11 protein-coding genes are annotated in these 17,763 nt (G+C 31.7%); all 11 read right to left on the bottom strand.

The window, feature by feature from the left end; genetic code table 11:
• Nucleotide 1: 1 nt before the first annotated feature.
• On the bottom strand, nucleotides 2-463 hold the full coding sequence (locus ACPF64_RS09790) for a type II secretion system protein (protein ID WP_426452930.1): 462 nt from the start codon (nucleotides 461-463) through the stop codon (nucleotides 2-4).
• Complete coding sequence (locus ACPF64_RS09785) at nucleotides 456-2,615, bottom strand: hypothetical protein (protein WP_426452928.1); 2,160 nt, start codon at nucleotides 2,613-2,615, stop codon at nucleotides 456-458. Before ACPF64_RS09785 ends, ACPF64_RS09790 begins: the two co-directional genes overlap by 8 nt.
• A gap of 4 nt (nucleotides 2,616-2,619) precedes the next feature.
• Entirely contained in the window at nucleotides 2,620-3,153 is a 534-nt protein-coding gene (locus ACPF64_RS09780) for a hypothetical protein (RefSeq protein ID WP_426452926.1), read from the bottom strand.
• Nucleotides 3,143-3,604: a hypothetical protein gene (locus ACPF64_RS09775; protein WP_426452924.1), complete on the bottom strand. Its 462-nt coding sequence runs from the start codon at nucleotides 3,602-3,604 to the stop codon at nucleotides 3,143-3,145. Before ACPF64_RS09775 ends, ACPF64_RS09780 begins: the two co-directional genes overlap by 11 nt.
• Entirely contained in the window at nucleotides 3,597-4,016 is a 420-nt protein-coding gene (locus ACPF64_RS09770) for a hypothetical protein (RefSeq protein WP_426452922.1), read from the bottom strand. Before ACPF64_RS09770 ends, ACPF64_RS09775 begins: the two co-directional genes overlap by 8 nt.
• Nucleotides 4,004-4,672 (bottom strand): hypothetical protein, encoded by a 669-nt coding sequence (locus tag ACPF64_RS09765; protein ID WP_426452920.1) that lies wholly within the window; start codon nucleotides 4,670-4,672, stop codon nucleotides 4,004-4,006. The genes ACPF64_RS09770 and ACPF64_RS09765 overlap by 13 nt, the downstream gene beginning before the upstream one ends.
• The gene (locus ACPF64_RS09760; protein ID WP_426452918.1) at nucleotides 4,656-6,092 is read right to left on the bottom strand and encodes a GspE/PulE family protein; all 1,437 of its coding nucleotides are present in this window, start codon (nucleotides 6,090-6,092) and stop codon (nucleotides 4,656-4,658) included. The genes ACPF64_RS09765 and ACPF64_RS09760 overlap by 17 nt, the downstream gene beginning before the upstream one ends.
• Nucleotides 6,089-7,264 (bottom strand): type II secretion system F family protein, encoded by a 1,176-nt coding sequence (locus ACPF64_RS09755; protein WP_426452916.1) that lies wholly within the window; start codon nucleotides 7,262-7,264, stop codon nucleotides 6,089-6,091. Before ACPF64_RS09755 ends, ACPF64_RS09760 begins: the two co-directional genes overlap by 4 nt.
• 1 nt (nucleotide 7,265) lies before the next feature.
• Nucleotides 7,266-7,682 (bottom strand): type II secretion system major pseudopilin GspG, encoded by a 417-nt coding sequence (gspG, locus tag ACPF64_RS09750; protein WP_426452914.1) that lies wholly within the window; start codon nucleotides 7,680-7,682, stop codon nucleotides 7,266-7,268.
• 417 nt (nucleotides 7,683-8,099) lie between these two features.
• On the bottom strand, nucleotides 8,100-12,749 hold the full coding sequence (locus ACPF64_RS09745) for an RHS repeat domain-containing protein (protein WP_426452912.1): 4,650 nt from the start codon (nucleotides 12,747-12,749) through the stop codon (nucleotides 8,100-8,102).
• Between the two features lie 269 nt (nucleotides 12,750-13,018).
• On the bottom strand, nucleotides 13,019-17,647 hold the full coding sequence (locus tag ACPF64_RS09740; RefSeq protein ID WP_426452910.1) for an RHS repeat domain-containing protein: 4,629 nt from the start codon (nucleotides 17,645-17,647) through the stop codon (nucleotides 13,019-13,021).
• Nucleotides 17,648-17,763 lie beyond the last annotated feature (116 nt).

Genomic DNA, 17,763 nt, shown 5'->3' with positions numbered 1-17,763 from the left:
CTCACCATTGACTATATTTTAATCCGTTTGAGCCCACTAACTTAGACATTGAATAAACATCATATACATCTTGCTTATATTCTGGAAAGTTATTATCTGTAGAATAACTCCGAAGTCCCCAGGGATTGCTATTTTCTTGTGACTTATAGAATGGATCTTCAGGAATTCTACGTAAAAATCTCATTACTTTTCCATCTCTAGTGGATTCTACTCCCAACAAAATATGAAGATTAGGCGGATAACCACTTTCAGTTTTATAAATATTAGGAATTAAATTATTATCACTAGCTGCTTTATAACGATCAATTGCGTCTCTAATTTCTATTAAAGATAATTTTAATTGCTTTTCCTTTTCATATTGTGCTAATAGCTTAGTTATCGGAAAAATAGAAGCAGCCAACATCCCTATTAAGCTCAAAGTTATTAGTATTTCTATATAAGAAAAGCCTTTTATATTATTCAAAAGTAATATCCTTTTCTAAATTTAAATTAATCTCTTCCTCATCCACAATAGCTTTTTCAATTATAAATTTTTCTTTACTACCAGGCTTAGGAACTAAAGGTTTTAATTTAACAATAGCTAAATTAGTGCCAGTCCCATTATTTGATTCAAAACTTAAGATTTTTTTACTATCTTTCATTTCTTCTCCGATAAATTTTAAGCCATCCAATTCATTTATATTAGAAATTTGCAAATTATCAGACAAGGAGGTAATTAAAGAGATTTTTTTGAAATTTAAAGGAGTATGCTGAATAGATAAAACTGCTTCATCTTTTTTAATATTTGTATTTGCACCAATTAAAAACATCTTAAATGGTAATTTGTTTTTTTCATTCACGTAAACATTAGAATTTGTTTTTTCTATATCTGAAGAAAGAATAGATTTATTAAGCAAAGAGGTCTGTTCAGATACACGAAGTGGAGTTACAGAAATATCATTATTAGTCCCAGAATAAAATGAAAGTACATCACTTTCAGGAGAATTAAATGGTTTAACAACATATGGGGTGATTAATAAAACAATTTCATTTTTAGTAGAATTATCTAAAGTATTAGAAAATAATCTACCTAAGATAGGAAAACGTCCAATCCCAGGAATATGTGAGGCTGAGGTTTTACTATCATCTCTTATTAACCCCGCAAGCATCTGGGTTTCGCCATTTAATAGTTGAAGTTTTGTAGAAGTGTTACGTGTTCCAATTTGATAAGCAAGAAGACCATTTTTAGATTTGATTTCTTTAATAATATTACTGACTTCGAGCTTTATATCCACATCTATTTGATTGTTTTTATTAATATTTGGTAAGATCTCTAATTTCAATCCCACATCTAAATAACTAACAGATTCAGATAAAAAATTAGCAGATTCACCAGTTGTTGTTGTAATAACTGGAACTTTGTCACCAATTAAGAAACTAGCAAGCTCTTTACTTTTAACACGTATACGAGGATTAGCCAATAGGTTACTTTTAGTACTTGTTTGTTTCAAATTTAATGAAGCAATTGTATCATTTGTAAGTAAGCGGATACTATTAGATGAAAAATTCTTTATATCATTAATAGAAAATATACCTGAACCTCCAATTGAATTTAATAGCTTCATATCAATCTTATCTGGTACTTCCAAACCCAATCCCAATAAAGAATCTTTTGATATTTCTAAAATTTCTATATTAAAAAGCACTTCTGGAGTATCAATATCTACACTAGAAAGTAATTTTTCAATACCATCAATCACTCCTTTTTTATCTCTTACAACTAAAAAATTTAATTTATTATCAGAGAATATAGACTTAGGATTATATAGCTTTTCAACCATATCTTTTGCTTTATCAACTGGAATTGAATTAAGATAGAATGTTTGAGTATAAAATTCATCATATATATTATTTTTATTTTCATTATTAGCATAAATTAAAAATGTTTGATTATTTAATTTTTTTAAATTCAACCCATTTGTTCTAATAATTAAATTCAAAACCTCAGATACAGTTGTATTTTTAGCAAAAATTGTTACAGACATATTTGAAATATCCGTATCTTTATCAATCACAAAATTTAAACCAGAATATTGTGATACCAAATCTAAAACACCAATTAAAGGAGCTTTTTTGAATTCCAAAGAAATCGTTTTATCCAAACCAGTTCCATTATTTATTTTATTATTTTTTAAATCAAAATAGTAAAGATCACTTTTTAAATTAAGAGCATCAATATTATTAGGATCTAAAACCAATATTTTATTAATTATTTCTTTTGCTTGTAAATTTTTTTGTTTTAAAACAAGCTCCTTAGCTTGATTGATTAATTCATTAATAATCAATTGTGATTGTATTTTTCTTCTCAAAAATAAAGCTTGTTTATTAGTGCTATCTATTTTTAATACCTCATTGATCTTTAGCTCTGCTTCATCATATTTTTTTTGATCAATAGAATTTGAAATAGAATTCAAATTTAAATTTACTTTATTCTGAAATTCAATCACATCTGCTGGTTTTATATTTTTACCCTGCTGAATCCTTTTCAATGGATTAGGTTCTTTTTGAGAAAAAAATTGGCAACCAGAAATACTAATAGTTAAACAACTAGAGATAATCAAAAATCTAATTTTCATAAACTTACTTACTTACCAAATACTCTTTATTATTTAAAATATCAATTAAAACAATATTACTATTGCCAACTGAAATTAGCTTAATATTATTATATATATCATTTATCTTAAGATATACATAATTATTATCAATTTCAAAAAAAAATGATAATTCTCCATCAGAATTAGCCAATCCCATATATGAAATATTATGATTTGTATAATTTTCATTAGATAAATTTTGATATACTGGTATAGTGCCTTTAACCTCTGGTAAAACTAAAGTTTTCTTTTTTAACTTATCTTTTTTAACCACTATATCAATATTTTTCTTCAATTCATCCTTTAATACTACAACTGGAGGTTCACCATTTGAAAAAGACCAAGTGGATGATAAACTTATTTTTTTATCTAGAATATTATTATTTTTAAAAGGTAAATCCTCTTTAGATCGCATGCTAATCGTACTAATATTTAATTCCCTAGAAAAATATCCAAATTGAATTAAAATAGTTAAAATCAAGAATAAAGAAATATAAGATATATATCTATTTATCATAAGACTGTATCTCCAAAACAAGTCCCGTTTTATTGGTCTCTTCAAAAGATAAATCTACTTTACTTATATTAAACTTATTCTCACTGCTTAAACTATTAATATCAAAAAGAAAATTTTTAATTTCATTTTCTGAACCGAGTAACGAAAAAACAAAGCTTTTTTTATTCATTACATATGATTTAATCTCAATACTATTTTTTTCAGTTGAACTCACAACTAAACTATATAAATCAATTTTTTTAGCTTTAAAAAAAGATTGATCTTTTATTTCTATTGTTTTGCTATCAATTAAATTTTCATACCCACTAATAATATCAATATACTTTTCCTTTATATAAAAATTACTAAGTATCACCCAAAAAACTACAAAAAAAAGCATCACAAAAAAATAAAATTTACTATTTATTAGAAAATCCATATACCAAAATATACGAAGCTTTAGATTATTCATATTTTCTTTCCAATTCAAAAGAATATAAACTATTTTGCTTATTAACTTTTTTTAATATATATTTATTACTTATATTATTTTTAAAGATATTAATATAGTCCATATTGGTTGACTTTCCATAAATTAGTATTATCTTATTTGTTAAAGATATTTTTTCTATAGAAATACCAACTTCTTTTTTCAGCATTATTTGATCTATTTCTTGGTAAAAATCTAAAGATTTATTATAAGAAGAAAAATCTTTATTTATTTCTTCATTATCAATTAATTGAGAATAATCTAATTTCAGTTTATTTATCTTATCTTTATATTGAAATAAAAAATAAAAATTAACCATTAAAACAACACATAAAGATAAAATTAGAAATAATGAAATATCTTTTTTTACTAATATTGGCTTTACTTTATACATAGTAAACTCATAATTTTAGGAAAAACAACTTTATCATCATTGTTTAAAAAATCAATATTAAACTCAAAACTACATATCTCAATATTTCGTAGAGCTTTATTGCTATGAAAAATATTTATATCAATTAACTTTTTTTCATAAAACTCATAATGATAATAACTCCCATTAAAGTTAAATATTTTTGAGTCAATTGATTTCATCTTATTTAATATTTCAATCACATCAAAATAAAATTCAAAACGACCCAAATTTAAATTACAGAAAAAGTTGTAAATATTTTTATCTAAAGCAATAAGAATAATTGGGTCTCCAAATGATTGCTTACTACAAAAAAATTGATATTCATTTTCATCAAAATTTAAATATTTCTTTAAAAAAATAGAGTTAGATATATTTTTTAAATTATCAATAGATAAATAATCATTAATATAAGGTAATACCGAAACTTTATAGAAATAAGTACACATATTTATTTTAAAATAAATAAAATGTAAACTTTTTACGTTTAAAACATCAATAAAGTATACTTTTAAATTTTCTAAACCATTCTTTAAATCATATATTCCTTTTTTTTCAACTCTTTTATTAACAACATAAATCCAAAATAAAGAGTCATTATCTATATAGATATGAATGGTTTTAAAAAAATTCAGCATGAGTAACTCTATTAACCTCTTCCATAGTGGTTTCTTTATTATTTACTGCTTCAATTGCCTCTTCTCTAAGAGTCCTCATCCCATTTTTTTTCAAATAACTTCTTATAGTTTTTATACTTTCATTTTCCAAGATCATTTCTCTTAGATGATCGTCAACCACCATAATTTCCATAATTGCTTTGCGACCTTTAAATCCAGTAAAATGACACTCTTCACATCCAATTTTTTCTGTTATTTGTGCCATACAATATTTACATTTTGTTCTTATTAAACGTTGCGCAATTACACCATTTAAACAACTTAAAAATCCATACATATCAATATTCATATGTTTAAAACGACCAATAACATCTAAAGCATTATTAGCATGTACAGATGTATAAACTAAATGACCTGTAAGTGAAGCTTGAATAGCTATTTCAGCTGTTTCTTTGTCTCGAATTTCACCAATTAAAATTGTATCAGGATCATGACGTAAAATAGATCGTAAACCCTTAGCAAAAGTTAAACCTTTTTTTTCATTTACTGGTATCTGTAAAGCATTTTCAATCTGATATTCAATTGGATCTTCAACTGTAATAATTTTACTATACCCATTATTATTTTCATTTAATAAAGCATATAAGGAAGTCGTCTTACCAGAACCTGTTGGACCAGTAAAAAGAATCATTCCATATGGTGATTTTGCTAGTTTTTTTACAATGTCAAGATTATTATCTTTAAAACCTAAATTTTCTAAGCTGATAGTTTCACTGATTGTATTTATTAAATTACTCTTATCTAAAATTCTAAGTACAGCATCTTCACCATGCAACCCTGGCATAATAGATATTCGTAAATCTAATTCCTTGGTATCTATGAAGGTAGATAAACGACCATCTTGAGGAATTCGCTGTTCGGCAATATCTAAATTAGCTAATACCTTTAATCTTGAAATAAGTTGTTCACCAAATTTTTTATTTTCAATTGTTTTTAGCGTAATTAATACTCCATCTAATCGTACCTTAATTATTATTGATTTTAACTTATTCTCAAAATGAATATCACTTGCTCCAAGACCAAAACTTTCTTTCAGAACATCTGAAAGAAAAGATTCTGTATTATTTACACTTTGCTTTATGTCTTGTTGACTATAATCAGCACTTTTATTTGAAAATTTATCTTTAATAGTTTCATAAAAAATATCTGGATTATGCAGTATACCTACTAAAAAATCAGTATCATCAAAATTTGATATCCAATTAATTAATTTTACTGTTGGTTTATCTTTAAATAAATAAAATTTAACTTCATTTTTATAAACACAACATACTTCTTTCTCTAAAATTAATTTTTCACTAATAATAGATGTATCTAATTCTATGTTCGATAAGTGTTCATTATCAAATATTAGATCAACAAAAATATTATCGTAATTCATTGTTGCACACTATTAGCTAAATCAAAAATTGGCATATATAATAAAACAATTATACCACCTATAAAAAAACCTATAATAATCATTAGTATTGGTTCAATAATTTGACTAGCACGTTCAATAAAATTTTCTATCTCCATATCATAAAATTCTGATGATTGTTTTAGCATATTTATAATTTCACCATTTTTATCACCAGCACTTAATAATCTTGATGAAATTGGTGTAGTGAGTTTTGAGCTTATTAATGAGGAGCTTAGGCTTTTTCCTTCAAGTATCATTGATCTAGCTTGTTGTATTTTTAGTTTATGCCTTTTAGTTAATGTTCCTTCCATTAGCGAAAATGCTTCTATAACAGATGAACCTGATTCTAATAGTAAAGCGAAACCTCTGTAAAATCTTGACAATAAAAATTTTTCGCATATTTCTGCAGTAAATTTATTTAATTGAATAATTTTTAATGCTAAAACCTGTATCCCCACTTTATAAAAATAAATTCCAATTAATATCAATAAAAATATAATACCAACCAGAAAGATCATTTTATATTCATAAACAATACTACCAAATGATAAAAGGCTTCTTGATAAAAATGGCAATTCAACACTAACATCTTGATATATAATTGAAAACTTTGGAACAAGATAAACTAGCAAAAACAATACTATCAAAAAAGACACTATAATAAGTACCATGGGATAAATAGAGGCGCTAATAACTTTACTTTTAATTTTATTTACATTTGATTCATAATTTATATAATTTTCTAAAGCATTTATTAATGTACCATTTTTCTCACTTGCAGCAATAGTTGCAATTAATAGACTAGGAAAATCATAATCACTTACATTCATTGCATTAGAAAAACTTTGGCCATCGTGCAGCCCTTCAAACAATTGCCTTACCATATCACTATAGTTTGTGTTATTTTCTTTTAAAATACTTAATGCTTCTGCTATTGAAATACCTGATTTTAGTAACGTCCTTATCTCATAAGCAAAAATGACATAGTTAATCTTAGTAGTCTTTAGTTGTTTAATTTCTTTATATTCAACTAATATTCCTTCTTTTTCTAATGAAATAATTTGCTTTAGTTCATGACTATTTCTAGAAGAAAAATTCTCACTAATCATTTTATTAGATTTAGAAATATATTTAACTGAAAACTCAGCCATTTTACCAATTACCTATATCTAAATTTTCGCCCTCACCGCCTATTTTTTTATCTTTACCAGTTGAGAAAACGTCATAATTTAAATTGAATTCACTGGGAACTCTATATTGGTAAGGCATACCCCAAGGGTCAAGTGGAATTTTCTTTATGTATGGACCCTTCCAATTTTCACTATTTTCTCCTGCCTGTACAAGTACCTTTAATCCCTCATTACTGTTAGGAAATTCACCTACGTCTAAACGATATTGATCAATGGCTTTTGTAAATGCATCAACTTGGGCCTTTACTACAGTTGTTTCCGATTTATCTAAATTCTTAAATAAATTAGGCCCAATAATTCCTGCCAATAGCCCAACGATCACTAAAACAATCATTAATTCCAGCAAAGTAAAACCATTTTTCTTATGAGCAATAAACAAACTAACCTCTAAATAAAACTTAATTATTTTAATCCACATTAAATAAAATTTATTACATATCGTCAAGTGTTTTGTTTAATTTTCATATACTTTTGTTTCCGTTCTTACGAGAATTCAAAGATACAATTTAAATTAAATTTCTTTCAACATTTGTTTTCAATTATAAGCAATTTTTTAATTAGACATTAAACTATTTTAGTTATTAATTTGGAGCCAGATCAATCTCAATATACTTTTATATGTTTTTAATTATTAAAATTTAAATGATCATTTTTTATTCTCTACATTTATATCTTGATCTTAGAAAATATTTATAAAGTTTTTCTCTAAAAATAAAAAGGCTAGGTCTCCCTAGCCTTAATAAAAATTATATATGATGAGTTGTCATCATTAATAGATCATCATATATAATTCTAGTTACTTTGTTTTTTTCTCTAGCTTTGGCTGTACTTTCTGTTGAGGCATCTTCAGATTAGTATACCCACCTAATTCTGCACTGATCGCTCCTCCAATCGATACTCCGGTCTTAAAATGCTGATCCTTTTTAAATATATCTAAATTGATAGTAGGCCCTGTAGCCTCAAACTTCCCCCCTCCTTCTTTTTGCACAAAGCCATTACCACTTATTGCATTTACCCCCACTAAACTTACCCCTACATTACCAACACCTATTGCAATATCCCCTTTAGCTGAAGTACGTCCAATAGGTCCATAACCCGTAGGCTTAGTATGAATTGATGGCCCACCAGCTGTATCAAGACTCAGTCCAGCCCCCACACCAACGCCTAGGCGAGCTATAGCTTCTAAACTTCCATTATTGAAACTAATTTCAGCTCCTCCACCCCAGCCCACATATAAACTACCACTCACAGCCCATAAACCTTTCGGATCAACTTTATTTACCGGATCATTCATTGCATAGGCATACGGATTCCAGCCTCCCTCCAATCCAATCGGATCTGCCTCCATATAACGCCCCAATAATGGGTTGTAATAGCGGTTTAAGTTGTAATGTAAGCCCGTCGCTTTATCATAAACTTGCCCTGGAAAACGAAGGTTCATCTCAACCGTTTCTACTGTCGGTTTAGCTACTCCAAATGCATCTGAATTCCTCACCCAAACCTTATTGTTCGTCGCTGAATCAATACCTCGGTACGGTGTGTTTTTCTCATCTGTTAGTAAATAGACAATCTTGTCACCATAAATCGCTGATACCGGCTTATCTCCCAACCAAATATATTCGACTAAAGCCTGCCCATTGCCATCATATTCACCTAAAAGATGATCTGCTTCATCATAGACATACTGGCGGGTCGATCCGTTGCGTGCCGTTAGTATCCTTTGGTTCTTATGATTATAGTCAATCTCATGGCTTGTATATTTCCCATCAGGAGTAGCACCCTCTGTGGCACGACGCCCCTGATAGTCATAAATTGCCGTTCCTAAAATATTCGGAAGATTCAACTCTCCTGTCGCATTATAACTAAAACTCTGGGCAGCATTATTATGGGTCATCGTCGCATATTTATTACCAGAGGTACTATACGTATAACTCGCACTTGTAATCGGATAAGGACTGCCTGTTCCACTAGAGCTAAATGTTTTTCTATTCCCATTGTCATCATAACTAAATGTATGGGTATAACCTCCCGTCAATAACTCCTGAAGCAACTGCCCTTTCTTATCATACTTATACGTTCGCGTTTGACTACCTATCTTCTTCGTTTGTAATAAACCATTCTTATAATAGCTATTTACAATCGAATCATAGTCCGCATTATTGACCTTGTTAGTAATATTGGTAATATTCTTCACTGAATCATATACATAATCCGTGGTATTTCCATTACCCCATTTCATACTTGAAACCAGGTTGATGTCGTTATAACCCAACGTTAAAATACTCTGATCACCTAAACTAACCCCTTGCAGCCTTGGATCTCCATATAATTTTCTTCCAGCAAAATCATTTTCCATTGTAAAGTAATCATATACATAGCTAACTTTTTTCCCCGATGGATAAGTGATTTCTTTTATACGATCACCTTGGGTATAACCATAACTCACCGTCAGCTTTTTATCCGCAGCCTGTAATCTTCCGGCACGCTGCTGTTTAGCAATTACACGGTCTAAACCATCATAGCTATATTCTGTATTCCCTCCCCAATATCTTTGACCATCCGTAAACCCGGTCTTATTCTGCGATTCAATCTTGTCTAAACGCCCAAAACGACTAGTATGATAGTTATATTTATAGTTGACATCCTTACTCGAAGCTGTCTGGTTTACATGCTGACAATTTGATTGTTTATAATGATCTAAAACATCATAAGACAAATAGTTACAGTAGCGGGTCGAGGCATGTTTGGATGTTAATAAATTCGATACACCATCATAGGTATATTCTTTTACCCCATAATCACTATTCGTTTCCTTCGCTAAATCTTTACCACTTGTATAGCTATTGGTAGAGTTCGAACCATTTGAAGCTTTCTTTAAAGTCGCATTATCAAAACTATCATAGTTATAACTATATATTTTACCCAATGGGTCCGTATAAGTCTTTTTTCTATTCAAGCCATCATAAGTAAAACTTTCTACACTTTCGGTACCCTCTGCATTCGGCTTTATTATTTTTAATACATTACCGTTCGCATCATATTCTTTCTTCTGCCAGTTTGCTGTACCATCTGAACCATATTTGCTTTCTGTCAGGTTCCCTAAACGGTCATAAACATAACTAGCTTTGTCTCTTTTTTCTCCCATATATAACTCCTGCATACCGGGTACAGGCATATATATATAATATAGTTCTTTCTCAGAGATCAGCTGTCCATTAGAGTTATAATTGTATACTTGTGCCAAGTACTTTTCTTGTTCATATAACGTTTCTATTAAGTCTTTATTCCCATTAAGATAGGTATATCTTTTTAAGTTAGTTTCAAGATCATCTTGTACGATTAAATTATTAAAAAAATATTCATAGAAATTAGTTTGGGTAAAATCACTTGCAGGATCAGTTCTTTTCTTAAACCTAGGCAAATTTGACCCGTCATATCCAATTGTTTCCACCACTCCACTCGGTTCTATAATCTTGCCCGGTGCTCCAGCTGAATTATAGTTACTATACTCGGTAACTGATGATAATCCATCCTTGGTGATGGTTTCCTTTTTTTTGTTTACGCCAATATCTTCATATTCAAGAGTTTTAATACTTCCGTCCGGATCCGTTTGCGTTTTCAATAAGTCATTCACATACTGATACGTAGATTTCTTACTCTTCGTCACTCCTCCATTGGTATTGGTAACCGTTGAACTGGTCACACGACCTTTACTATCTAAGGTATTTACAATAGTTTCATCTTTTCTTTCTATCTTTAATGGGGTCTGGAATCTTTTTACATCAGGGGAGTAAGTATAAGTAGTAGTTCTTTTTAAAGCTTCATCACGCTCTGCTTCAATTAAAGTGGATAAACGACCAAAATCATCATACTGAAATGATGTCGCATTACCATTTCTATCTATGACATATTTTAAATCAGAGGTGAGTACATCAAAACCGGCCCGCTGTATAGGGGTATTATTATAGGTGACACAAGGATATCCCCCGAAATCGATATACATATCCCTTTCACGGTGATCTCCATCAATATAAATTGTCATCGGATCAAAATCTTTATCTGCAGTATTATCCGTAGAGATAAAGTTCATTGTCCGTAAGCTGTAAAAAGTTTGATAAGCCTTTTCGCTCCCTCTTGTTTTAACGACACTCGCACGCTTTATGCCAGCTTTAGAGGAACTAAACGGATAAGAAAACCATAAAGGAGAATTTTCTTTTTTGTAATCAAAGTTTGCTATATCTACTGTATAAGGGCTTCCAAAATCCCGATACATGTGATGATAGGCTCTAGTTAATGCCGGTACAAAAAATTCTGAACCCGATGGAAATGGGTCACCTACGTTTCTAGTTATATTTATATTCCCTACCCTAGTATAGGTGTATCTTTCATTTGGATTATTTGTAGAGTTTACATTTGAAATTGCATAGATTTTTTCTTTATTTCCATTTAAATGATTTGTCCAGTCAAACTCCTCATAAAAATAGTCTGCTTGCTGTACCTTACCTGATTCTAATTCAGTTTCAGTAGGGGTTCTATTTAAGTATTCATCAATTGTATTGGATTTGCTCGAATACTTGCCAGCTATGACTTTAGTCGGGTAACTGATAGGTGCATAAGCCGTATCCGGATCTTTTTTATTACGCTCAATCGTCAGGAAGTTTCCATACTGGTCAACCACCTTAACTAATCCCGCATCACTCGCGTTATATTTAAACTTTAAATTCTGACCTGTTGACAATTCCGCTGCCGTAATCTTGTAAATGGCATCACTACCAAAGGTACTAATATGGCTGAGGGTATATTTATTACCATCCTTATAAAGGGTAAAGGATAAGTTCTTGACGTTATTAACACTCTTGCCATCACTAAATACACCTGAAGGCTGATTGAGTACTAAGCCCTTATCCCGGTGATTTTCACTATGATAACCGATGCGGTCTGCATCTTCTCGCTGCCCATTTCCGGTCGCTGCAAGGTATCCTTCATAATATAATGGCATGGATGAGAATATACGGGAGATTTTACCTAACTTTTTATCTGCCCCTAATCCCCCAATATAAAATGTTTCATCATGCTCATTCAGGAACCTGAGGCGCAGCAGAATCCTTAAATCACCTGAACTGGTATTTCCTTCATCGAATAGGATTAAATAATGGTTAAAGTTATCTTGCCAGCCGCCTATGGTTTTTAAGCCATCGGTTATTTCGCGGTTACGATTAAGATTTTCAGATAAGGCTGTTTGATAATTACGGGTATAAGGAATAGGACCTGAAATATCATTGACACTATAGTCGAATTCATTACCCAATAAGTCCCGGTAAGGCGTACAATTTTCTAAACCTGGTTGTTTGACTGCACTATGGATCATTTCAAATCGTCCTGCATGACTATTTGAATACATAATGGTTAATATCATTGTGACTAGATATTTTTTATGGTTCAGCATTCGTGCTCCATTCAATTATTTCGTTATTTTTTATGATTTAAAGTATAAAAATCGCCCAATAATTACATAAACAAAACTAAATATATATATTTTTTTTAATTATTAAAATTTAAATGATCATTTTTTATTCTCTACATTTATATCTTGATCTTAGAAAATATTTATAAAGTTTTTCTCTAAAAATAAAAAGGCTAGGTCTCCCTAGCCTTAATAAAAATTATATATATGATGAGTTGTCATCATTAATAGATCATCATATATAATTCTAGTTACTTTGTTTTTTTCTCTAGCTTTGGCTGTACTTTCTGTTGAGGCATCTTCAGATTAGTATACCCACCTAATTCTGCACTGATCGCTCCTCCAATCGATACTCCGGTCTTAAAATGCTGATCCTTTTTAAATATATCTAAATTGATAGTAGGCCCTGTAGCCTCAAACTTCCCCCCTCCTTCTTTTTGCACAAAGCCATTACCACTTATTGCATTTACCCCCACTAAACTTACCCCTACATTACCAACACCTATTGCAATATCCCCTTTAGCTGAAGTACGTCCAATAGGTCCATAACCCGTAGGCTTAGTATGAATTGATGGCCCACCAGCTGTATCAAGACTCAGTCCAGCCCCCACACCAACGCCTAGGCGAGCTATAGCTTCTAAACTTCCATTATTGAAACTAATTTCAGCTCCTCCACCCCAGCCCACATATAAACTACCACTCACAGCCCATAAACCTTTCGGATCAACTTTATTTACCGGATCATTCATTGCATAGGCATACGGATTCCAGCCTCCCTCCAATCCAATCGGATCTGCCTCCATATAACGCCCCAATAATGGGTTGTAATAGCGGTTTAAGTTGTAATGTAAGCCCGTCGCTTTATCATAAACTTGCCCTGGAAAACGAAGGTTCATCTCAACCGTTTCTACTGTCGGTTTAGCTACTCCAAATGCATCTGAATTCCTCACCCAAACCTTATTGTTCGTCGCTGAATCAATACCTCGGTACGGTGTGTTTTTCTCATCTGTTAGTAAATAGACAATCTTGTCACCATAAATCGCTGATACCGGCTTATCTCCCAACCAAATATATTCGACTAAAGCCTGCCCATTGCCATCATATTCACCTAAAAGATGATCTGCTTCATCATAGACATACTGGCGGGTCGATCCGTTGCGTGCCGTTAGTATCCTTTGGTTCTTATGATTATAGTCAATCTCATGGCTTGTATATTTCCCATCAGGAGTAGCACCCTCTGTGGCACGACGCCCCTGATAGTCATAAATTGCCGTTCCTAAAATATTCGGAAGATTCAACTCTCCTGTCGCATTATAACTAAAACTCTGGGCAGCATTATTATGGGTCATCGTCGCATATTTATTACCAGAGGTACTATACGTATAACTCGCACTTGTAATCGGATAAGGACTGCCTATTCCACTAGAGCTAAATGTTTTTCTATTCCCATTGTCATCATAACTAAATGTATGGGTATAACCTCCCGTCAATAACTCCTGAAGCAACTGCCCTTTCTTATCATACTTATACGTTCGCGTTTGACTACCTATCTTCTTCGTTTGTAATAAACCATTCTTATAATAGCTATTTACAATCGAATCATAGTCCGCATTATTGACCTTGTTAGTAATATTGGTAATATTCTTCACTGAATCATATACATAATCCGTGGTATTTCCATTACCCCATTTCATACTTGAAACCAGGTTGATGTCGTTATAACCCAACGTTAAAATACTCTGATCACCTAAACTAACCCCTTGAAGCCTTGGATCTCCAACAATTATATTTGAGATTTCAGTGTAAGCATAATTATAATTGACTTTTTTCCCCGATGGATAAGTGATTTCTTTTATACGATCGCCTTGGGTATAACCATAACTCACCGTCAGCTTTTTATCCGCAGCCTGTAATCTTCCGGCACGCTGCTGTTTAGCAATTACACGGTCTAAACCATCATAGCTATATTCTGTATTCCCTCCCCAATATCTTTGACCATCCGTAAACCCGGTCTTATTCTGCGATTCAATCTTGTCTAAACGCCCAAAACGACTAGTATGATAGTTATATTTATAATTGACATCCTTACTCGAAGCTGTCTGGTTTACATGCTGACAATTTGATTGTTTATAATGATCTAAAACATCATAAGACAAATAGTTACAGTAGCGGGTCGAGGCATGTTTGGATGTTAATAAATTCGATACACCATCATAGGTATATTCTTTTACCCCATAATCACTATTCGTTTCCTTCGCTAAATCTTTACCACTTGTATAGCTATTGGTAGAGTTCGAACCATTTGAAGCTTTCTTTAAAGTCGCATTATCAAAACTATCATAGTTATAACTATATATTTTACCCAATGGGTCCGTATAAGTCTTTTTTCTATTCAAGCCATCATAAGTAAAACTTTCTACACTTTCGGTACCCTCTGCATTCGGCTTTATTATTTTTAATACATTACCGTTCGCATCATATTCTTTCTTCTGCCAGTTTGCTGTACCATCTGAACCATATTTGCTTTCTGTCAGGTTCCCTAAACGATCATAAACATAACTGGCCTTATCTCTTAATTCACCAACAGTATCAGGAAGAAGAGGATGATTATAATTAATATATTGTTCAGTTTCAGAAATTAACTGCCCATTAGCATTATATGTATAATTATTTTTTAGAAACTGATCCCTCTCTACAAATGAACTTAACAAGCCATCATCCAGAGAATATCTATATTGTTTTATTAAACCATCACCTTTATTTTCTGTTATAACATCATGATTAAAATTATATTCATAATTATTAGCTTGAACTAATCCACTAGCAGGATCAGTCCGTGCTTTAACTGTAGGTAAATTCGATTGATTATAAGAAATGTCTTGTATCACCCCACTTGGCTCTATAATCTTACGCGGTGCTCCAGCTGAATTATAGTTACTATACTCGGTAACTGATGATAATCCATCCTTGGTGATGGTTTCCTTTTTTTTGTTTACGCCAATATCTTCATATTCAAGGGTTTTAATACTTCCGTCCGGATCCGTTTGGCTTTTCAACAAGTCATTTTCATACTGATACGTAGATTTCTTACTCTTCGTCACTCCTCCATTGGTATTGGTAACCGTTGAACTGGTCACACGACCTTTACTATCTAAGGTATTTACAATAGTTTCATCTTTTCTTTCTATCTTTAATGGGGTCTGGAATCTTTTTACATCAGGGGAGTAAGTATAAGTAGTAGTTCTTTTTAAAGCTTCATCACGCTCTGCTTCAATTAAAGTAGATAAACGACCAAAATCATCATATTGAAATGCTGTCGCATTACCATTTCTATCTATGACATATTTTAGGTCAGAGGTTAGCACATCAAAACCGGCCCGCTGTATAGGGGTATTATTATAGGTGACACAAGGATATCCCCCGAAATCGATATACATATCCCTTTCGCGGTGATCTCCCCGAATATCGATATACATAGGATCAAAATCTTTATCTGCGGTATTATCTTTAGAGATAAAGTTTAATCTTCTTGTTGAATTATACCCTTGATAAGCCTTTTCAGTCCCTCCGGTTTTAACGACACTCGCCCGCTTTATGCCAGCTTTAGAGGAACTAAACGGATAAGAAAACCATAAACGAGAATCTTCTTGTTTATAGTCAAAATTAGCTATATCAACTTCAAAATCCGCACCATATTCCCTAAATTCTCTATGATAAGCTCTGGTTAGTACCGGAACAAAAAATTCTGGCCCGGAAGGAGCAGGCTCATTCAGACTTTTGATTTGGTTTACATTTCCTACTTTTGTATAAGTATATCTTTCATTAGGATTATTTGTAGAGTTTACAGCTGAAATTGCATAGATTTTTTCTTTATTTCCATTTAAATGATTTGCCCAGTCAAACTCTTCATAAAAATAGTCTGCTTGCTGTACCTTACCATCAGCTAATTCAGTTTCAGTAGGGGTTCTATTTAAGTAGTCATCAATTGTATTAGACTTGGTCGCATACTTCCCAGCTATGACTTTAGTTGGGTAACTAAGAGCTGCATAAGCCGTATCCGGATCTTTTTTATTACGCTCAATCGTCAGGAAGTTTCCATACTGGTCAACCACCTTAACTAATCCCGCATCACTCGCGTTATATTTAAATTTTAAATTCTGGCCTGTTGACAATTCCGCTGCCGTAATCTTGTAAATGGCATCACTACCGAAGGTACTAATATGGCTTAAGGTATATTTATTACCATCCTTATAAAGGGTAAATGATAGGTTCTTGACGTTATTAACACTCTTGCCATCACTAAATACACCTGAAGGCTGATTGAGTACCAGACCCTTATCGCGGTGATTTTCACTATGAAAACCGATGCGGTCCGCATCTTCTCGCTGTCCATTTCCCGTCGCTGCAAGGTAAGCTTCATAATATAATGGCATGGATGAGAATATACGGGAGATTTTACCTAACTTTTTATCTGCCCCTAATCCCCCAATATAAAATGTTTCATCATGCTCATTCAGGAACCTGAGGCGCAGCAGAATCCTTAAATCACCTGAACTGGTATTTCCTTCATCGAATAGGATTAAATAATGGTTAAAGTTATCTTGCCAGCCGCCTATGGTTTTTAAGCCATCGGTTATTTCGCGGTTACGATTAAGATTTTGAGATAAAGCTGTTTGATAAGTACGGGTATAAGGAATAGGACCTGAAATATCGTTGACACTATAGTCGAATTCATTACCCAATAAGTCCCGGTAAGGCGTACAATTTTCTAAACCTGGTTGTTTGACTGCACTATGGATCATTTCAAATCGCCCTGCATGGCTATTTGAATACATAATGGTTAATATCATTGTGACTAGATATTTTTTATGGTTCAGCATTCGTGCTCCATTCAATTATTTCGTTATTTTTTATGATTTAAAGTATAAAAATCGCCCAATAATTACATAAACAAAACTAAATATATATATTTTTTTTAATTATTAAAATTTAAATG

Origin of the sequence: Acinetobacter sp. KB005 (assembly GCF_049949095.1) — a bacterium.
In the GTDB taxonomy this organism is placed as follows: Bacteria; Pseudomonadota; Gammaproteobacteria; order Pseudomonadales; family Moraxellaceae; genus Acinetobacter; species Acinetobacter calcoaceticus.
This window is presented reverse-complemented; position numbering and strand designations above follow the sequence as displayed.